The sequence below is a fragment of the Polynucleobacter sp. AP-Latsch-80-C2 genome (genome assembly GCF_018882185.1).
Classification (GTDB): Bacteria; Pseudomonadota; Gammaproteobacteria; order Burkholderiales; family Burkholderiaceae; genus Polynucleobacter.
The window spans coordinates 154,938-173,823 of sequence record NZ_JACVOY010000002.1 but is presented as its reverse complement, the minus strand read 5'-3'; the positions used below and the strand labels follow the sequence as shown (position 1 = coordinate 173,823).

The 18,886-nt window shown below is 45.3% G+C and carries 24 protein-coding genes and 2 riboswitches; of the genes, 11 read left to right on the top strand and 13 right to left on the bottom strand.

The features are described from left to right. Positions 1–91: 91 nt before the first annotated feature. Positions 92–388: a DUF167 domain-containing protein gene (locus tag ICN47_RS03320; RefSeq protein ID WP_216218445.1), complete on the bottom strand. Its 297-nt coding sequence runs from the start codon at positions 386–388 to the stop codon at positions 92–94. Positions 389–410: 22 nt separating this feature from the next. Here ICN47_RS03320 and can point away from each other — a divergent pair, with 22 nt between their 5' ends. Genes can through ICN47_RS03300 form a run of 4 tightly spaced genes read left to right on the top strand, consistent with a single transcriptional unit; the run spans position 411 to position 4,195 of the window. Then, a complete protein-coding gene (can, locus tag ICN47_RS03315) occupies positions 411–1,076 on the top strand; it encodes a carbonate dehydratase (protein WP_216218444.1) in 666 nt (221 codons plus the stop codon). A gap of 7 nt (positions 1,077–1,083) precedes the next feature. Continuing rightward, positions 1,084–1,971: a lipid A biosynthesis acyltransferase gene (locus ICN47_RS03310; RefSeq protein WP_216218443.1), complete on the top strand. Its 888-nt coding sequence runs from the start codon at positions 1,084–1,086 to the stop codon at positions 1,969–1,971. A gap of 38 nt (positions 1,972–2,009) precedes the next feature. After that, complete coding sequence (locus tag ICN47_RS03305; RefSeq protein ID WP_216218442.1) at positions 2,010–2,762, top strand: metallophosphoesterase; 753 nt, start codon at positions 2,010–2,012, stop codon at positions 2,760–2,762. A 14-nt stretch (positions 2,763–2,776) separates the two neighbouring features. Beyond that, positions 2,777–4,195, top strand: coding sequence for a serine/threonine-protein kinase (locus ICN47_RS03300; protein ID WP_216218441.1), 1,419 nt, complete (start codon positions 2,777–2,779; stop codon positions 4,193–4,195). A gap of 6 nt (positions 4,196–4,201) precedes the next feature. Here the strand turns inward: ICN47_RS03300 and ICN47_RS03295 are convergent, their stop codons facing one another. Next, positions 4,202–4,825, bottom strand: coding sequence for a carboxymuconolactone decarboxylase family protein (locus ICN47_RS03295; protein WP_216218440.1), 624 nt, complete (start codon positions 4,823–4,825; stop codon positions 4,202–4,204). Between the two features lie 20 nt (positions 4,826–4,845). Beyond that, on the bottom strand, positions 4,846–6,174 hold the full coding sequence (locus ICN47_RS03290) for a dicarboxylate/amino acid:cation symporter (RefSeq protein WP_216218439.1): 1,329 nt from the start codon (positions 6,172–6,174) through the stop codon (positions 4,846–4,848). A gap of 100 nt (positions 6,175–6,274) precedes the next feature. On the opposite strand from ICN47_RS03290, the gene ICN47_RS03285 reads away from it, so the two are divergent. Then, positions 6,275–7,012, top strand: a complete 738-nt coding sequence (locus tag ICN47_RS03285; RefSeq protein WP_216218654.1) for a pseudouridine synthase — start codon at positions 6,275–6,277, stop codon at positions 7,010–7,012. A 58-nt stretch (positions 7,013–7,070) separates the two neighbouring features. Then, positions 7,071–8,699, top strand: coding sequence for a peptide chain release factor 3 (locus ICN47_RS03280; RefSeq protein WP_216218653.1), 1,629 nt, complete (start codon positions 7,071–7,073; stop codon positions 8,697–8,699). 18 nt (positions 8,700–8,717) lie between these two features. On the opposite strand, the gene ICN47_RS03275 is transcribed toward ICN47_RS03280, so the two are convergent. Genes ICN47_RS03275 through ICN47_RS03265 form a run of 3 tightly spaced genes read right to left on the bottom strand, consistent with a single transcriptional unit; the run spans position 8,718 to position 9,519 of the window. Beyond that, complete coding sequence (locus ICN47_RS03275) at positions 8,718–8,957, bottom strand: hypothetical protein (RefSeq protein ID WP_216218438.1); 240 nt, start codon at positions 8,955–8,957, stop codon at positions 8,718–8,720. Next, positions 8,954–9,178, bottom strand: a complete 225-nt coding sequence (locus tag ICN47_RS03270) for a DUF2798 domain-containing protein (protein WP_216218437.1) — start codon at positions 9,176–9,178, stop codon at positions 8,954–8,956. The genes ICN47_RS03275 and ICN47_RS03270 overlap by 4 nt, the downstream gene beginning before the upstream one ends. Further along, positions 9,175–9,519, bottom strand: coding sequence for a DMT family protein (locus ICN47_RS03265; RefSeq protein ID WP_370626260.1), 345 nt, complete (start codon positions 9,517–9,519; stop codon positions 9,175–9,177). The genes ICN47_RS03270 and ICN47_RS03265 overlap by 4 nt, the downstream gene beginning before the upstream one ends. Before the next feature lie 144 nt (positions 9,520–9,663). On the opposite strand from ICN47_RS03265, the gene ICN47_RS03260 reads away from it, so the two are divergent. After that, on the top strand, positions 9,664–9,846 hold the full coding sequence (locus ICN47_RS03260; RefSeq protein ID WP_216218436.1) for a hypothetical protein: 183 nt from the start codon (positions 9,664–9,666) through the stop codon (positions 9,844–9,846). A 42-nt stretch (positions 9,847–9,888) separates the two neighbouring features. Here ICN47_RS03260 and ICN47_RS03255 read toward each other — a convergent pair whose 3' ends face one another. After that, positions 9,889–10,761 (bottom strand): DMT family transporter, encoded by an 873-nt coding sequence (locus ICN47_RS03255; RefSeq protein ID WP_216218435.1) that lies wholly within the window; start codon positions 10,759–10,761, stop codon positions 9,889–9,891. Positions 10,762–10,823: 62 nt separating this feature from the next. Between ICN47_RS03255 and ICN47_RS03250 the strand changes: the two genes are divergently transcribed. The 3 genes from ICN47_RS03250 to ICN47_RS03240 are packed head-to-tail and all read left to right on the top strand — an operon-like array spanning position 10,824 to position 12,406. Next, positions 10,824–11,348 (top strand): MOSC domain-containing protein, encoded by a 525-nt coding sequence (locus ICN47_RS03250; protein ID WP_255538906.1) that lies wholly within the window; start codon positions 10,824–10,826, stop codon positions 11,346–11,348. Further along, the gene (locus tag ICN47_RS03245; protein WP_216218434.1) at positions 11,345–11,740 is read left to right on the top strand and encodes a GNAT family N-acetyltransferase; all 396 of its coding nucleotides are present in this window, start codon (positions 11,345–11,347) and stop codon (positions 11,738–11,740) included. Before ICN47_RS03250 ends, ICN47_RS03245 begins: the two co-directional genes overlap by 4 nt. A 21-nt stretch (positions 11,741–11,761) precedes the next feature. After that, positions 11,762–12,406, top strand: a complete 645-nt coding sequence (locus tag ICN47_RS03240) for a histidine phosphatase family protein (protein ID WP_216218433.1) — start codon at positions 11,762–11,764, stop codon at positions 12,404–12,406. Between the two features lie 59 nt (positions 12,407–12,465). On the opposite strand, the gene ICN47_RS03235 is transcribed toward ICN47_RS03240, so the two are convergent. From ICN47_RS03235 to ICN47_RS03225, 3 genes are all read right to left on the bottom strand, one after another. Continuing rightward, complete coding sequence (locus tag ICN47_RS03235) at positions 12,466–12,657, bottom strand: hypothetical protein (protein WP_216218432.1); 192 nt, start codon at positions 12,655–12,657, stop codon at positions 12,466–12,468. A gap of 174 nt (positions 12,658–12,831) precedes the next feature. Next, positions 12,832–12,935: riboswitch (glycine riboswitch) on the bottom strand. A gap of 3 nt (positions 12,936–12,938) precedes the next feature. Beyond that, a riboswitch (glycine riboswitch) is annotated at positions 12,939–13,029 on the bottom strand. A 24-nt stretch (positions 13,030–13,053) separates the two neighbouring features. Beyond that, positions 13,054–13,848 carry a substrate-binding domain-containing protein gene (locus tag ICN47_RS03230; RefSeq protein ID WP_216218431.1) on the bottom strand — a complete coding sequence of 265 codons (795 nt, stop codon included), beginning with the start codon at positions 13,846–13,848 and terminating at the stop codon, positions 13,054–13,056. 28 nt (positions 13,849–13,876) lie between these two features. Beyond that, the gene (locus ICN47_RS03225; protein WP_216218430.1) at positions 13,877–14,839 is read right to left on the bottom strand and encodes a tripartite tricarboxylate transporter substrate binding protein; all 963 of its coding nucleotides are present in this window, start codon (positions 14,837–14,839) and stop codon (positions 13,877–13,879) included. 51 nt (positions 14,840–14,890) lie between these two features. Between ICN47_RS03225 and ICN47_RS03220 the strand changes: the two genes are divergently transcribed. Then, entirely contained in the window at positions 14,891–15,664 is a 774-nt protein-coding gene (locus ICN47_RS03220; RefSeq protein ID WP_216218429.1) for an amidohydrolase, read from the top strand. A gap of 6 nt (positions 15,665–15,670) precedes the next feature. On the opposite strand, the gene ICN47_RS03215 is transcribed toward ICN47_RS03220, so the two are convergent. The 3 genes from ICN47_RS03215 to ICN47_RS03205 form a co-directional block, all read right to left on the bottom strand. After that, a complete protein-coding gene (locus ICN47_RS03215; RefSeq protein ID WP_216218428.1) occupies positions 15,671–17,254 on the bottom strand; it encodes an alkaline phosphatase in 1,584 nt (527 codons plus the stop codon). Between the two features lie 75 nt (positions 17,255–17,329). Further along, complete coding sequence (locus ICN47_RS03210; protein ID WP_216218427.1) at positions 17,330–18,607, bottom strand: glutamate carboxypeptidase; 1,278 nt, start codon at positions 18,605–18,607, stop codon at positions 17,330–17,332. A gap of 132 nt (positions 18,608–18,739) precedes the next feature. Continuing rightward, positions 18,740–18,886 carry a hypothetical protein gene (locus ICN47_RS03205; RefSeq protein WP_216218426.1) on the bottom strand — a complete coding sequence of 49 codons (147 nt, stop codon included), beginning with the start codon at positions 18,884–18,886 and terminating at the stop codon, positions 18,740–18,742.

The following is an 18,886-nucleotide window of genomic DNA, read 5'->3' as shown; positions in this document are numbered from 1 at the left end:
GAATTGCATCAATTAAGTATATTCGCATCCTGCTGCTGTGCTTAATTGATAGGCATTTAAAACTCAGCGCGCATTTGCTGCTGGTTAAAATTTAAGGTTTCAAAATTTGGGCAATTTGTTCTGGGGTAATGGAGCCCCAAATTTCTATCCGTTTTATTCGACTATTTTGACCAGAAATAAACTGAATTTGCTTTTGCGGCACTTTTAGCTGTTTTGAAAGCCATGCCAATAAAAGCTCATTGGCTTTGTTTTCTACAGCAGGGGCTTGCAAGGAGATTTTGAGGCAGCCGTCATGAAGACCCACCACCTTAGTTTGCTTAGCACCAGGCTGGCAATGGAGGTTTAACGTAATTCCGGTGGGGGTTTGCTTTAACCAAATAGGTGTCATCAAAGTACTTTAAACTTGGAGAATGATTATGAAGAACTCCAAAGCATTAGATCACCTATTTGCGAATAATCGTGAATGGGCTGATGAAATGATCGCTAAAGATGCCGATTTCTTTAAACGCCTAGTAAATCAACAGGCTCCCGAATACCTTTGGATAGGCTGCGCTGACAGCCGCGTTCCCGCCAACGAGATTGTGAATTTGCAACCTGGCGAGCTGTTTGTTCATCGCAACGTTGCTAACGTCGTAGTACATACTGACCTTAACTGCTTATCCGTCATTCAGTTTGCTATTGAATTACTCAAAGTAAGACATATATTAGTGGTTGGTCACTATGGTTGCGCTGGTGTACACGCCGCCTTAAGTGATCGACGCGTTGGCTTGGCTGACAACTGGTTGCGACATGTGAAAGATGTTCATCAAAAACATGAGCGCTATCTGGGAGAGGTGCTGCCAACACCAAAACGTCAAGATCGTTTATGCGAACTCAATGTCATCGAACAAGTGGTCAATGTTTGCGAAACCACAATCGTGCAAGATGCTTGGGCTAACGGCCAAGATCTCACCGTGCATGGTTGGGCATATCGCCTTGATACTGGCCTTGTAAATGACTTGGGCATGTCTTGTAGTTCAATCGAAGAGATGAAGACTCGGTACGCAAAAACACTGACACGTTACAACGCAGAATAAAGTCAGCTTGCTTAAACCCCTTTCCAATTACACAGGGCTGGCCTTTTTAAAGCTCGTGTCGCTATTGCCTTACAGCGCCGTGGTTTCTTTTGGCCATGGCCTTGGCTATCTTGCCTCTCATGCTCCAGGCGAGCGCAATACAGTTGTTAAAACGAATCTCCGTCTCTGCTTTCCAAATCTCAGTCCTACTGAAATAGATCGGCTTGCCAAGCGTCACTGGCGCTTATTGGGCCGCAGCATTGCTGAGAAAAGCATCATCTGGCATGGGAGCGTAAAAAAATTAAGCGACATGATTGAGGTGAAATCTGCAGTTGATCTTGCCAGTAGAAAGCCGCGTATTTTGGTAAACATGCACTTCACTGGAATAGAAGGCAGCATCATTCTGAGCGCCTTAGCAAAAGAAAAAAATTGGCCAAGTACTTCTGGATTTTTTCAAAGAATGAAGAACCCCTTCTTCAATCAAAAAATTATTGATTGGCGCAATCGCTTTGGCGGGAACTCGATTGATCGTCAAGGCAACTCCATCGAAATCATTCGTGAAATTCGAAAGGGGAGCTTCATCATCATTGCTCCAGATATTGATTTGGGTCTAAAAGATTCCGAGTTCGTTCCATTTTTTGGAATCCAGACTAATACGATCACCGCCATTTCACGCTTGGCAAAAATTACTGGTGCTGAAGTTTGCCTCATGACCACTACGCTGAAAAAAGATGAGTCTGGTTATCTTTGTGAAATCTCAAAGCCCTTAGAAAATTTTCCTGGGGCAGATTCCAAGGAAGATACTGCTCGCTTGAACGAGTATTTTGAGAAAGAAATTCGACTTCGCCCGGCTGAATACTACTGGGTTCATAAGCGCTTTAAAAATCGCCCTTCTGGGGAAGCAAGCCCCTATTAGCCCTTCTGAATTGGGGACTTTTGTCCTATCATTAAGGAATGAGCGAGCGTATTGGGCTATTTGCCGATCTTCATAGCAATCTAGAAGCCTTTGAGGCATGTATGACCAGAGCTGAGGAGCTTGGGGTCACGCGGATGGTTTTCTTGGGCGATATTGTGGGATACAACGCTGATCCTGTTGCGGTTATTGAAAGAGTGGCTGGATTAGTAGAGGCTAAAAAAGCGATTGCCATCGTAGGCAATCATGATGAAGCCATCTTTAAAGACTATCGCGATCAAATGAATGCCAGCGCGAACGCGGCAATTGAGTGGACCAAAACGCAGCTACAAGAAAGTCATGTGCAATTTTTAAAAGGATTGCCGCTGATAGTTAAAGAAGAGAAAATTTGTTACGTGCATGCATCTGCACACAACCCCTCTGACTGGAATTACATTACCGATAGTATGAGCGCATGGCGTTGTGTACAAAATTCTGGGAAGAGTTATACCTTTGTTGGTCATGCACATGAGCAAGCGCTGTTTTATCAAAGCGCTGTTGGCAAACTCATTCGGTTTGCACCGCATCCCGGAGATGAAATTCCAGTGCTTCAGCATCGCCAATGGGTTGGCGTGGTCGGCTCCCTAGGGCAGCCGCGCGATGGCAATCCAGAAGCTTGTTTTGCCGTGTTTGAACCTGAATCCGAAGTGCTGACCTTTCATCGCGTTGGCTACGATCACTTCACCGCTGCAAATAAAGTTCGGCGCGCAGGGCTGCCGGATGACTTAGCCAACCGCCTTATCACCGGCAAATAAACACTTCATACTAGATGCCTATTAATACTGATATTGAAGCCGTAGATGACATCTTCCAAGAAGGCAAAGTCGTTGACGGTTTTATATTAGGCAAAGAAGTGCATCGCGGTGGAATGGCCAGCTTGTTCTCAGCCACGAAAGAGGGCATTGATGTACCTATCTTGCTTAAAATTCCTCGAGTAGGAAGGGATCAGCCAGTCGAAAGTTTGATTGGTTTTGAAACTGAGCTGACAATTTTGCGCTCCCTAAAAAGTCCTTATGTACCCAAGTACTTGGGCTCAGGCAATATGGCGGCACGTCCCTATATCGCGATGGAGCGGGTAGAAGGTCGTCCATTAGAAGATCTTATTAAAGAAGGCAAAGTATTTTCAATTGATGAAGTAGTGCGCATTGGCGCAGATCTTGCGCAAGCAGTGCAATCGCTGCACGCTCAAGATGCGATTCATTTGGACATCAAACCAGAAAATATACTGATTGACGACAAAGGCAAACTTACGCTGATTGATTTTGGTTTGTCACATCATGCTCGTTATCCAGATTTGCTAGCGGAAGCAATGCGTAAGGGCGTTGGATCCGCTCCGTATATTTCACCTGAACAAGTTGCCGGAATTCGATCAGACTCACGTAGTGATATTTTTTCTATCGGCGTGATTATGTATGAGCTACTTACCGGCGAGCTGCCATTCGGCAATCCTCAAACTATGAGCGGCCTCCGCAAAAGAATGTGGGCAGAAGCCTTCCCGCCACGCGCAATTCGTAAAGAAATTCCGCGTTGGCTACAAGAAGTCATTTTGAGATGCCTAGAGGCCCGAGCAGATGATCGCTACCAAAGCGCCACCCGCTTGCGCCAAGTATTGCGTGATCATGAAAGCGTCAAACTAACTGAGCGCGCTGATAGGGTAGAGCCTTTGAGTTTTTGGGAAAACCTCAAGCGCATGTTTAGAGCCGCAGGCTATGAACCCTCTCCCAGCCTTCGCCCTAGCATGGGAAATCAGGATGCGCCTTTAATGATTGCTGCTATCGATACACGGCAATCCGATGAAGATTTGCGTGAGCGGATGCAAACAACGGCTAAAAATTTATTACAAGCCTATCCAGAAAGTCGCTTAATTTGCATAAGCACCATTAGTAGCACGCCAACCTTTGAAGGCAATCAGGAAAATGAAACCGCCAGCGGTATTGTGCGTGGGCACTTGGTGCAATTAATGGATTGGGCAAAACCACTCAAACTACCGCCCGAAAGAATTTCCTATCACGTACTGGAAGCGCTGGATCCTGCTTCACGCATTGTGGAGTTTGCTAAAGATAATGATGCTTCGCTAATCTTGATCGGCGCATCGCACAAAATTCCAAACAAAGTAACGCCGTGGAGAACCTCAATGACAAAAATCGTTGAAGAGGCCCCCTGCAGCGTTCACATTGTTCGAACTTAATACTCTTTAATCTGGGAAGCGGGGTAAGCGTTCGCCGCCCCCTGGCACTGGGTGGCGAGCCATATTCATCTCCATCGCCAAGAAGGTGTAATAGCCAGCGATGCCAGCCAAATCGACAGCGCCCTTCTTACCAAAACGTTTTTCTGTTTTAGCAAAAGTAGTGTCTGAGACTCGTTTATTTCTCTGCAATTCCATCGTGAAGTCATAGACGATCGATTCATCGCTACTCATTCCTTCTGGTCTTCTACCTTCTTTGATGGCTTTAGCGATTTCAGGATTCAAGCCCGACTGAATCGCAATAGGGTAATGGATATGCCACTCATAATCTTGATGCCACTCACGAGCCGTAATCAAAATAGCAAACTCACTGAGGTGACTATCAAACGCCGTTTTATAGCGCAAGTAGTCGCCCATTGAACGTGCGTTATTCATCATTTGCGGGCTGTACATCAGCATTGCAAATGGGCCCCATGGCGCTTTTTTACGCGCCGCCTCAAACTCTTGAGCAGCTGCTTTTTGTTCGGCACTATATTGCTCGAGGGGAATTTCTGGAAGGCGGGTTTGAGCAAATGCCAAATGGTTGGCCAGCGCCAACAAAGGCAATGCGAGCCAAAGATATTTTTGTTTCATGTGAACTCCCAATAAGTGGTCTATTTCATCTTTTCTTGTTGCTGATCTAATATCAACTCTGGATCTTGTGCCTCTATCCAGCTATCACCATTCAGAGCCCTAGAGAGCTGCTTTTGATCTAATTCACCAGTGAATCTAGCTACCACGATTGTGGCAACACCATTACCTACCAAATTGGTCAATGCGCGCGCTTCAGACATAAATCGATCAATGCCCAAAATGATTGCCAATCCCGCAACAGGTACATTACCGACTGCCGAGAGTGTTGCTGCCAGCACAATAAAGCCGCTACCCGTAATCCCTGCAGCCCCTTTAGATGTCAATAACAAAACCAGCAATAGTGTTACTTGCTGAGTAATGGTCATTGGAGTATCTGTAGCTTGGGCTATAAATACGGCCGCCATTGTTAAATAAATTGAGGTGCCATCAAGATTAAATGAATAACCTGTTGGGATGACTAAGCCCACACAACTTTTCTTAGCCCCTAATAGTTCCATTTTTTCCATCATGCGTGGCAATACGGATTCCGATGAAGAGGTCCCTAAAACAATTAATAGCTCTTCTTTGATATAGCGAACAAATTTAAAAATGCTAAATCCATTTAGGCGGGCGATGATCCCGAGCACAACAAATACGAAGAGGAGGCAGGTGATATAGAAAGCGCCCATCAACTTGCCCAAGGAAAATAAAGATCCGACCCCATACTTACCAATGGTGAAGGCCATTGCCCCAAATGCGCCAATAGGCGCAAATTTCATAATGATGCCAATAATGTCGAATAACACATGGGATGTCTTTTCGATTAAATCAAAGATCATCGTCCCGCGGCCGCCAAACTTATGCAAAGCAAATCCGAATAACACTGCAATAAAGAGCACTTGCAAAATTTCACCTTTTGCGAATGCATCAACTGCAGTGCTTGGAATAATATTAAGTAAAAACTCTGTAGTGGTGCCCATTTTTCCAGGGCCCGTATAGGCTGCAATTCCCTTAGTATCCAAGCTAGCGGGGTCAATATTCATACCAACACCCGGTTGCAATACGTTCACAACAACTAGCCCAACAATCAATGCAATGCTGCTGACAATCTCAAAATATAAAAGGGCTATACCGCCTGTTTTGCCTACCTTTTTCATGTCTTCCATGCCGGCAATTCCAATAACTACCGTACAGAAAATAATAGGGGCAATCAACATCTTGATGCCTTTGATAAATGCGTCTCCAAATGGCTTCATATCCACACCCAAAGAAGGATAGAAGTGGCCCAACAAAACCCCCAAGACCACAGCCGTAAGTACTTGTATATAAAGAATTTTATAGAAAGGTGGTTTTTTTAGAATGGGCTTCATTTTGTTTTTACGTGGCCAGGAGTTGTCAATTTCGTAGTTTACCTACTAAGGTATGCTGCCTCGCACCATATAAAAATGAGCTTTGTCGGATAATGCTGTCATGGAAGAAAAAGTTCGCGTCTCAAAACTGCTGTCTGAATTAGGTCTCTGCTCTCGGCGTGAGGCTGACTCTTATATTGAACAAGGTTTAGTCACCGTTGATGGTGAAGTCGTCAATGAGCTGGGCGTGCGTGCATTTAGAAATCAAAAGATCGAACTCCAATCAGTAGCTAAAGCTCAACAGGCTTCACGTATCACGGTCATCTTAAATAAACCTGTGGGATTTATTTCTCATTATGACGATGAGCAAGAGTACCAACCTGCCGCGTCTTTAATTACGCCAGAAAATTACTTTGCCAGCCCTTTAGATAAGGGTAAGAATCCGCGCTTTAATACCAAGGGCTTAGCCCCTGCAGGCCGCTTAGATATTGACTCTACCGGCATGCTAGTCCTTACACAAGATGGTCGTGTAGCCAAATTATTAATTGGTGAAAACAGCCCAATAGAAAAAGAATATTTGGTACGCGTAGAGGGTGCGCTGTCATTTGAAGACTTAGATCGTTTAAAGCATGGACTCTCGCTGGATGGGGTTGCTTTAAAACCTGCACAAGTAAGTTGGCAAAATGAGGATCAACTTCGCTTTGTGTTGCGCGAAGGTCGCAAGCGTCAAATTCGACGCATGTGTGAAATGGTTGGCCTCAAAGTTATTGGACTGAAACGCGTCAGAATGGGGCGCATCTCCTTAGGACCGCTACCGCCAGGGCAATGGCGTTTCTTAAAGCCTGGCGAGCAGTTCTAAGCAACGCTGACCCGCTTATAATCCTGACCAAACCTAGACTATTCAGCGCAGAATTACCATCGATACCACCACCCCCAATACCCCCGGCGCAGAAGTCTTAAGACGTCGCAGCTTTGCCATCATCTCTCACCCAGATGCGGGTAAAACTACGCTGACGGAAAAGCTTCTTTTATACGCGGGAGCGATTCAAATCGCCGGTAGCGTTAAAGCGCGTAAGGCAAGTCGACATGCAACATCGGACTGGATGGAAATTGAAAAGCAACGTGGTATTTCTGTTGCGAGCTCTGTCATGCAAATGGAATATCGCGATTGCATTATTAATCTTCTCGATACTCCAGGCCACCAAGACTTTTCAGAAGATACCTATCGAGTCCTTACTGCGGTAGATTCAGCCCTCATGGTGATTGACGCTGCAAACGGTGTTGAGTCACAAACATTGCGCTTGCTAGAAGTATGCCGCGCACGCAATACGCCAATTGTCACCTTCATCAATAAGATGGATCGTGAAGTGAAGCCGCCAATGGAGTTGATGGACGAAATTGAAACTGCGCTTGGTATTGAAGTGGTTCCTTTTACTTGGCCAGTAGGCATGGGTAAATCATTTGCTGGTGTGATTGGTATTGCCAACTCGCAAATGCGCATGTTTAAAGCTGGTGAAGATCGCGTTACCGAAGATTCACATGCGATTGTGGACATCAATGATCCTGCATTGAAAGAGCGCCTGGGTACCGACCTAGAAAATGCTTTAGCTGAAGTAGATTTGATTAAGAGCGCGATGCCAGCATTTGATCAAGAGGCGTTCTTGGCTGGACGTCAATCACCGGTTTTCTTTGGCTCTGCCATTAATAATTTTGGTGTTCGTGAAATTCTCAACACCCTGGTGGAGCTTGCCCCATCTCCAGGCTCACGCAAGGCCCTACAGCGTGAAGTCAGCCCCGCAGAAAATAAATTCTCTGCAGTGGTTTTCAAGATCCAGGCCAATATGGATCCGGCTCACCGTGACCGCGTAGCATTTTTACGCATCTGCTCAGGCCATTTTCAGCGCGGCATGAAACTAAAAATTTGTCGCAATGGCAAAGAAGTTCGAACCAACAATGCATTGTCTTTCTTGTCCCAAAGGCGTGACATTTTGGACGAAGCATTTCCCGGAGACATTATTGGCTTACCCAATCATGGCTTGCTGCGACTTGGCGATACCTTGACTGAAGGTGAGCAACTGCAATTTACTGGACTGCCATTTTTTGCTCCAGAAATTTTCCGCATGGTTGAGTCTGCCGATCCATTGCGCTCCAAGCAGCTAAGAACCGGCCTAATGCAATTGGGTGAAGAGGGTGCTATTCAGGTATTCCGTCCAATGGCAGGCGGCACAATGCTCTTAGGTGCTTTTGGTCAACTGCAATTTGAAGTGGTGAGCCATCGTCTACAAACTGAATATGGTGCCGAGGTTCGCCTACTTCCATCGCGCTATAGTCTTGCGCGCTGGGTGAGCTCAGATGATCCTGTTGCCCTGAAAAAATTTACCCAAGAAAATATTCATCGCATGGCTGAAGACGTTGTGGGGGCTGCCGTATTTTTAGCAACCCACAAGTCTGAATTAGACGTTGCTCAACAGCGTTGGGAGTCCATTCAGTTCCATGCTCTGCGAGAGCATGCTGGCTTAATCTATCAGTCTGATTTGGCGGGTTAACGCCCAAACATTAGAAGCTTAGCGCTTCATGTTGCAATCAAAAACTACTACAAACTGGGTGTCGCTGTTTCTATAAGAAGCGGTCTTGCCAAACTGCCCACAATAGGCATTTGCGTTACCAGTTAGCTGCTCCAGAGATTCGCCATTGCTATTAATGTAAGTCACCTGATTTGCATCAGAAGCGTCCGTAAATACTGCAGCGCACCCCACCAAGCCAAGCGAAACGAATGCGGTTAATAGGTAGGTCTTCATATTCATTTCATTTTCTCAAGAAGCTTAGCGGTCAACTTACCAGCCCATGGTTTGTATATCAAAATACAAATAACTGCGACAGGATAAGCTACTAGCCAAACTTCAAGCCACACCCCAAAAAAACCATCCGTCACCCCTAAGCGGGCCAATGTCGTTACAAAAGTAATGCTTAATGACATTAAGCATCCCATGACGAGAGAAAAGACAAAGTCGGGAAGATTAATCATGATCGGAACATAAAGTAGACCGCCCCTAGCAGGCAGATGCCCGCCCAGATATAGTCAGTTTTAAAAGGCTCGCCCATATAAAACACGGCAAACGGTACAAACACACTCAAGGTAATGACTTCTTGTGCAATCTTGAGCTGTCCAAGATTAAAGTGCTGATACCCAATACGATTGGCAGGTACTTGTAATGCATATTCGAATAAAGCGATCGCCCAGCTTGCCAATACTGCTATCCACCACGGTTTAGCAGACAAATTCTTCAAATGCGCATACCAAGCAAATGTCATAAAGACATTAGAAAGGGTCAGCAAGACTACAAACCCGTATTGGTTGTTAAAGATAGATAAATTCACGGTCCCGTAATCATAGCGCTTGATTGCTTTAACTGTTATTCTGAATTGGTGATCACTATTGTGCGCCCTAGACAGGGGGATCTTCAGAGCAAGTCTCTCTGATTCATCATTCCATTCATCTAGGAAAATCAAATGGCTGTAAATCAAAATCAAAAGAATAGAAAAAGTAATTCAATGCTCACCAAAACAGGGAAGACACGTTTAGGCCCATTGAATCTTGCTCAATTAACTAAATTAATAGAAACAAGCACCAAACCAAAAGAAAAAGCTAAGATCCAACGAGCACTTAATAAGATGACTGTAGCTGTAGCTTAAAGCTCAGAAATCAAGCTCTAGGCCCCGTTTATCGGGGCTTTTTTACGCCCTCTTAATGAGCATTTTCTTGCCAAGAATGACCGTCGACACTACTAAGACAGCAAAGACGAGATTCATCCAGGTCAGCGAATCGCCCAATAAGATACTGGCTGCCACCAGGGTACAGAAAGGTTGTATCAACTGCACTTGACTCACTCGTGCAATACCTCCAATCGCCAGCCCTTCATACCAAAAGAAAAATCCAATAAACATCGGGAACAAACTCAGATAGATGAAAATAGTCCAGGCACTCATTCCAGCATCAAAGTAAGCCGAATCAAAAGTGAAATAGCTAAAGATAATATTGAAGGGCAATGAAATGACTAAGGCCCAAGATATCACTGCACGAGGGTTCATCTTTCTAGAGAGTTCTCCGCCTTCAACATAGCCGATACAGGCGCATATGCCTCCTAGCACCAACAAAATATCGACAAGCGTAAAGCTGCCGGAACTTTTTACAAGGGCATAGATCACTACCAGCGCTGCACCCAAAAGGGAAACGAGCCAGAAGCCCAGTGAAGGGCGCTCTCCAAAGCGGACTACGCCTATTACAGTGGTGGCTAGGGGCATCATTCCCAGAATGACCGCTCCATGGGAAGAAGAGCCATGCGTCATCGCAACTGTTGTGAGAATAGGAAAACCAAATACCACTCCCAAAGCGATTACTACAAATTTACTGATGTCTGCCTTAGCGAGCATGGGTTCACGCTTAAGGGCAAGATAGGCTAAAGCGACTGCACCAGCAAGAGTTGCCCTACCAAATGCAATGAAGTATGGGTTGAAGCTGAGAATAGCGAGCTTAGTAACAGGCAATGTCAGACTAAAAATGAGAATGCCAACAAAGCCGATGAGCATTCCCTTGGTCTCTTTATTCACTATTGCCCTTTTAGTTTTATTGAATCGATTGTATTAAGAAACACCGAAGTATGGGATGTAATATGTCAAGATCTATGATGACAACCCGCCCTCGAATACACGCCATCTATATCGCATCTAGTGCTGGTGCCCCTATGCAGGCACTAGAGCAAGCTAATCTCATTCCAGGCCAAGGCATCCAGGGAGATCGGTATGCACAAGGGACGGGAGCATTTTCACAAAGTCAGCCAGTCAAAATTCGGCATATTAGTTTGATTGCTCAAGCTGGTATTGCCATTGCCAATGAATGGTTAGAGTCCGGGGAAGAGCCACAATTTTCTGATTCTGAAACTCGTCGCAATATTGTGCTGAGCAATATCTCTCCGGATGAGCTCAATCAACTGCTTGGCAAAACTTTCTTATTGGGCAATATCGCATGCAAGGGCACTGAACTCTGCACCCCCTGCCAAAGACCTGCCCAGCTTGTAAATAAGCCTAGCTTTATGGATGCCTTTGAAGGGCGCGGCGGCCTACGTGCCGAGATTCTTCAGTCAGGATCCATCAACATTGGCGATCTACTTACTTACATCCAGGAGGCATCTTCATGATTACCTACAAAGATCATGCTGACATTACCGTAGATCAGGCGATTGATTTGTATGTTCGCTCTACCTTGGGTGAGCGTAGACCAATCGATCATCCCGAAACATTTGAGGCCATGCTAAAGCACGCAAATCTTACAGTTAGCGCATGGGATGGAGAAAAACTGGTTGGTATCTCCCGCACACTGACTGATTTTGCTTATGTAGCCTATCTTGCAGACCTTGCAGTCGACGAAGAATACCAACAGCAGGGTATTGGCAAACAACTCATTGAAGAAACCAAAATACGACTAGGTCCACATTGCATGATTGTCTTATTGGCAGCACCTAAGGCTAACGACTACTATCCGCATCTTGGCTTTGAGCACAACCCACGCGCTTGGATGCTTAAAAAATAAATTAGCCTTTATGATGGCGGCATGAAAACAACTCGCTTCTGTTTAGTTCGTCACGGTGAAACCGATTGGAATGCTGAAAGGCGCATGCAAGGCCACACCGATATTGATTTAAACCAACGCGGTGAAGCGCAGGCGGCGCAAATGGCTAAAGCTATTAAAGCCATCGATCTAAAGTTTGATGTGCTCTATACCAGCGACCTTCAGCGTGCAGCAAAGACTGCTGGCGCTATAGAAGAACTATTTAATACCAAGGCCATTGTGAATGCCTCCTTAAGAGAGCGTCACCTCGGCGTATTACAAGGACTTAGAACAGATGAAGCGCCGCAGCGCGAACCTGAACTCTGGAAAAGTCACATCAGCAGAGACATTCATCAAGATTTACGTGGTGGCGAAAGTATTACGCAGTTTGCACAGCGTATTCAATCTGCGCTAGAAGCAATCCGCCAAGAGCATCTCGGCAAAACAATCCTGCTCGTGAGTCATGGTGGCGCTTTGGACATGATGTATCGACTGGCCAGCAATCAGCCCTTAGAGGCAGAGAAAGCAGTATCAGTACCTAATGCATCCCTCAACTGGATAAGCCATGATGGCAATGCTTGGACGGTAGAGCGCTGGGCAGATACCACCCATCTCGAGAGTTTGGCTCTTGATAACTTAGATCTCTAGCACCTACAAAAAACACTTATTGAAGAGATCCTCAATAAGTGTTTTGTTCAAGAGAATACTTATCTAACTGGATGAAATTTATTCTGCTCTGATGCGCAGAAATCAACAATCACATCAGCAAAATTTAAATAGCGAGAATTACTTTTTCTAAAGCCATCCAATTCGGCAGCGATTGGCGAAACTTGACCTTTAAAACTAGCATCTTCATAACCTGGGTGATAGGGTGCTTCTTCAACAAATTTGTTTGTCATACAGATACCTTTAATCAGTAAGCGCCCTATTGCTCATCAGCAATAGAACAAATTAAGAAATAAAAAACGACTTTTCAAAACATGAAAGTCATTACTGAATTAATTACAAAGGTTTTGCATTCTAGATTCTCCCAATAGCAGCCCATCAGACACATGCCATGCATGTGGATGGATGCCGCTCCCCCTGTCCCTGATACCTGAGAGATTCACACTAAGCCTGGCTTAGTGCTTGCTCCTTCGGCGCACCATAAAGATGGTGACTCTCCAGACGGCTATTTAGGATAAGCAGTACCTTCCTGTTGGATACCTGAGCGTTCATGGGAGTTTGCGCCTTCGGTGGAGGGATACCCCTCACTCTCCTGCTTCAGTAAATTATATCCTGATATTTTTAGCGATTTACCAAGGCAAACTTGGCAATACTGGCTTAAGGCCTGCTTTTTGAATAGTGGGCGCAGCTTTAGGTGATGCTAGAAAAGCAATTAAGTCTCGTGATGCATTTAAGTTGCTGACATTAGTTGTGATACCTGCGGAAAACAATACGGTCTTTTGTGCTTCAGGCGGTAACTCACCAATGAATTCCACCCCAGGAATAGGAAGTAATTCACTTACTTGCTGAAAACCTAACTCTGCATCGCCTCTTGCGACTACTGATGCAACGCGTTCACTATGAATCTTATTGGCGGTTTTATTCATATGCTCAGCAATGCCCATCTTAGGGAACAGTTCTGTTGATAAGTACACGCCACTAGCGCTAGCCGAATGAGCGACTGACTTTGCATTAATCAATGCTTGCTTTAATTTTTCCATCGTACTGATATCAGGTTTAGGCGCTCCGGCCTTGACTACCGCCCCCATCACCGAAGCAACTAGGTCTACTCTAGTGCCAGGCTGCACGGCCCCACTTTTAATAAAGTCATCCAAAGCAGGCCCTGCCAGAATCAGAACATCAAACTTCTCGCCCCGCCCCAATCTAGCAGGAATGGCATCGGGCGCCGCACCCATCGACGAGCCATAAGAAATTATGACTTTATTGGGTGATTGCTTTTCGTACTCCGGGACTAAGGTTTTTAATGCCTCTGCAAAGGCGCCGGAGGTAATGACATGAATATCAGCAGCAAATGTCGTGCTTACAAAAAATAAGCTGGCCAGGGAAACAAGTGCAGATTTTTTGATGGTGTTCTGTAATGTCATGAATGCTCTAAAAATTCTTTTATGAATATTAATCAACAGAAATTTTTCCGCTCTTGACTAACTTTGACCATTCCACCATCTGCGCTTTAATAAACTTATCTGCAGTGTCTGCATTGCCCTGAAATACTTCACCGCCCAGACTGCTTACCTTTTCTTTGACTTCGGGAGATTGCATTACCTTTGCAATGGCATCTGAAATTTTTGTCAGTATGACGGCAGGAGTCGCTGCAGGTGCAAAGATGCCATTCCACTCATAAACCTCATAACCCACTATTCCTGCCTCTGCCATGGTTGGAACGTTCGGCATCGATGAAGCCCGTTTTTTTCCAGTGACGGCCAAAGCATTTAATTTGCCAGTCTCTACGTACTGCTTAGTGGATGCAACGCTGCCAAAAAATACTGGCACCTGACCCCCAACCACATCATTTAATGCTGGACCGCCGCCCTTATAGGGAACATGCTGCATCTCAACGCCAGCTTTGACCTCAAACAATGCACCCGCTAAATGTTGTGCCGATCCATTGCCAGAGGATGCATACGCAATTCCATTCGGTTTGGCTTTTGCCAGGGCAACCATGTCTTTTACGGATTTAGCAGGAAAGCTAGGATGCACTAAAAGTACATTTGGATATTGGGCCAGGATGCCCAAAGTTTTGAAGTCACGATTAGGGTCATAAGGCAGCTTTGGAAATAAAGAGGGATTCACAGAATAGGAGGAGGCATCTAGCATCAAGGTATACCCATCAGCACTGGCTTTAGATACATACGCTGCCGCAATCTGACCGCTGGCCCCTGGCCTATTCTCAACGACGACCGAAGTACCTAAGGCTTTACCTAAAGGGCCGGCAATCGTTCTAGCCATGAGATCTGCAGTTCCGCCTGGCGGGTAACTCACGATCAAGCTAATGGGGCGATTAGGCCATTCTTGGGCATGCACTGAACCTGCGCCAAACAATAGCAATAAAAATAGGGCTTTTGCCAGCAACTTCATGGTGTCTCCAAGTTCTCATTTTTATGTGGAATATAAAGTAGCATACTCAAAATGAAAATTGATTCCCATTTCCATGTTTTTTTAGCTGATGCAATCGATCAGACCAAAAGTCGCTATCCCGTTTGCTACGATGCTCTGATTGATCAATGGCAGACCTTGGCGGCGAAAGAAGGCATCGATGGTGGAGTTCTGGTGCAGCCTAGCTTTCTGGGATTTAACAACGCATTCTTGCTCGGCGCGCTGCAACAGAGTCCAAAAGAGCTCCGGGGCATCGCCGTACTTGAACCAAGTGCCTCTAGAGCCCAGGTGCTTGAGTTTCAGGATCAGGGCATTGTTGGCGCCCGCCTCAATCTTTATGGTGAATCAGACCCATCAACCATCATCCATCAAAACTGGAAACTCATTGAACTACTCAATGAGTCTGAGCTACATCTAGAGATCCATCATGATGACGGCTTGCTCAATAACTTGCTGCTAGAGATACCAACAGATACGGTGATTGTTGTAGATCACTTTGGCAGGCCCAAAACAAATTCAGAATTTACTCTCGAGGACGCAGGTATTCAAAAACATGTCAACAAGCTATGGGTTAAGCTCAGTGCTCAATACAGAACTCCACAGCTTGATCATGCGAAGATCTTAGATTATTGGCGTCAATGTATTGGCGATACAAAACTATTATGGGGAAGTGATTGGCCGCACACCCGCTTTGAGACAAGTCAAACATACTCTCAACAATTAGTCGATCTCCAAAAATTAGCGGGCGATGAACAACTGCTTCGTCTGATATTGACGGCAAATCCACAAAATTTATACCACCTCTAATCAAACTTAAGATATGCGCTCAATCTTGTTGGATCCGGCGCGAACCAAAAACTTGGCCAGTGTTTCAATGGTGGCATCTTCTTGCTGGGCATTGCTTACTACCCTGAGATTGACGGTTAAAGCATTCGGGGTGAACTCTGCTACTCCATAACCTTTCTTAGTAGCCTCAGCAAAAACAAAATGGGGATTTCTGGCTAAACGTGCGTCTAAATATTTTCCGCCATCACCGATCGAGGTAATGCTGGTGCCGCAAAACTCCACCCCCAATACTGTGCTATCAGGCTTGTTGTAGTCGGCCTTTATATAGCCCACCCAGTTTTCATGAACATCGCCTCCGAAGATAACCAGGTTTTTTACTTTGTTATCGATGAGCGCTTGATCAATTCTTTTTCTAGCCGCCGGAAATCCATCCCAACCATCATTCCAAATCAGCAATTTATCGCTGCTCGGCAAGTATCGCTGAGCATATAGCGTTGGCTGACCTACGACATTCCAAATATTTTTATCAGAATCCTTTAGCTTTCCCACTAACCACTTTTCTTGTGTATCACCCAGGATCGTTCGACCGGCATTCTCGAGCTCTGGACAAGTCTTTGGATCGAAGGTAGAGGAACCATTGCCAGATGGCGTACAAACATCTGAATCTCGATATTGGCGATCATCCAATACGCAAATGTTGGCCAACTTTCCATAACGAAAGTCACCATAAATACGCATCTCGGAGCCTTTTATAAGGCCATCGACACCGTCTATCAATGCTGAGGAAGGGATTGGCATGTGTTCGTAGTAGGCCTGGTAGGCTGCTGCACGCCGCTTGGGGAAGTCAGAAACGTAGGGGCCAAATGTACCGGGATTTAATCCTGCATAGTCGTTCTGTACTTCATGATCATCCCAAGTCATAAGCCATGGACAAGCGGCATGCATGGCCTGTAAATTTGTATCTTGCTTATACAGAACATATCTTTTGCGATAGTCTTCCAGCGAAATCACTGGGGGAGAATCGTGTACTCGTACGCCTTTCCAGCTCGGACCATATTCATAAATGTAATCGCCCAAAAATAGAACTAGGTCTAGATTTTCAGCAAGCATGTGTTTATAGGCACTGAAAAACCCATGCTCATATTGCTGACAGGATGCGTAAGCTAGCCTTAGCTGTGCCACCGCTTGATCGGCTGCAGGAAGCGTTCTAGTCCTACCAACCGAACTGATTGCACCGCCCACCTGAAATCGATAGAAGAACCATTGATTGGCTGGCAACTTTTTGACTTCAGTATGTACGGAGTAGGCAAGTGCTGGTACAGCCAGTGAAACGCCAGACTTTATGATCTTAGAAAATTCTCGATCTAATGCCAACTCCCACTTCACCTCTATTGGCTCATTGGGTAAATTACTGCCGAATACGCCTTCATCAACTAGCCTAGTCCACAACACAATGGATTGATCAGTAGGCGAGCCACTAGCCACACCAAGAATAAATGGATTCTTGTCAAACTTTTTTTGAGCCCAAACTGAATTTGATAAAGGTATTGCAATGGTCGCTAACGCTAGCGCCTTTATCAGCTCTCTTCTCGTTTTCTGTAGCCCGCTCATGATTGAATCCATTGTGCGCCTAAAAAAATAGCCCAACAAGTGGGCTATTTATGTCCTAATTAAACCCAGCTTTACTTAGTTCTGGCCGCCCACTTTATTTCGAGAGACGTCCATGATCATGCGTGAGAGCAAATACATCCTTGGGGTAATAGAGTTAATCAAAATGTACTCATCATCATTAGAATGGGCGCCAAAGCCCTGTACTCCCATGCTCTCAATGACTGCATTTTGAGTATTAAATGCGGCAAATGCAGCATCGGTTCCGCCACCCGCAGCCACAGTGCCCAATATCAAATCCTTGCCTAACTCTGCATATACTTTTTTTGCATACTCAGCCATTTGCAATGATTGGGGACTTGTAAGCAAAGGTGGGCGGCGGCGTTCAAAGCTCACAGCAACTTTAGTATCAGGGATTTGTTGAGTTTTAGCGCGCTCCTGGACCTTTTTCTCCACCACATCAAAATCTTCTTTTTTCATGACCCGGACATCTGCCGTAGCAAATGCTACTGAAGGAATGACATTGCGATTGGTGCCCGCAGTCGCCAAGGTCCAATTCATTTTGATGCCTTCTTTAGGATCAGATAAGTCGCGCATTTGCTGAATCTGGAATGACAACTCATCTAAGGCGTTGCGGCCTAATTCTGGCGCAGCGCCAGCGTGAGATGCCTTACCAGTGATGTTTAAATTCACCGCAGCAATACCAGCAGTAGTTAAAGCAATACGATCAGATTTTGCTTGAGATGCCTCGCATGAGAATGTCACGTCGTTTTCAGCGCCCAACTTTGAAAACAACGCTCTGGCCGCAGGAGAGCTAATCTCTTCATCACCGTTAATAAGAACAGTGATCTTTCCATACTCATTAAATTTTGTTTTCTTTAAAACATCTAGGGTATGCAAAATTAAGGCGATGCCTTGCTTGTCATCCGAGATACCTAGCCCATAGGCACGATCGCCATCAATCCGAAAGGGCTGTTTTGCCAACATGCCCTTTAAATACACGGTATCCATGTGGGCAATCAATAAAATCTTTTTGGTACCTGCCCCTTTAAATTCAGCCTTAACCATACGACCAGGCCTATCTGGGGTGTCATGCATCCGATACATATCGGCCCCGGGCTCGATGAACTCAACCTGTCCACCCAAAGCCTTCAATCTATTAAAGATGAGTTGAGAAATCTTATCTAAGCCTTCGCGATCTCTGCTTCCTGACTCAATAGATACCAACTCTTTCAGCGTACCTAAGTAAGGCGTTTGTTCTTTCTCTACTACCGCAAATACTGGCTCTTGAGGTGCCGCAAAAACCCCGGACGCACCTGCGATTAGCATGCTTAATATTAGGATTCGTTTTTTCATTGCTGTCCCCTGGTGTTTATTATTTTGGATATATTACGCCCAAACTCAACCTCTATCTAAACGCATTACTGAATTCAACAGTCACCGCAACTACAACAAACCTACTTTTTGGTCTGGGCTACCAGTTCTAGATTAAAAGCCAATGCAGGCTACTGGCATATCTAAAAAGGGTGTGCCAGGCACGCAGTTAACGCCAACCGGCGAATAGCTACTCGCTAAGCAACCCGTGAGAAGCATGGCCAGCAACAAAGATGCTACGAAAGAAAATAATTTTTTCAT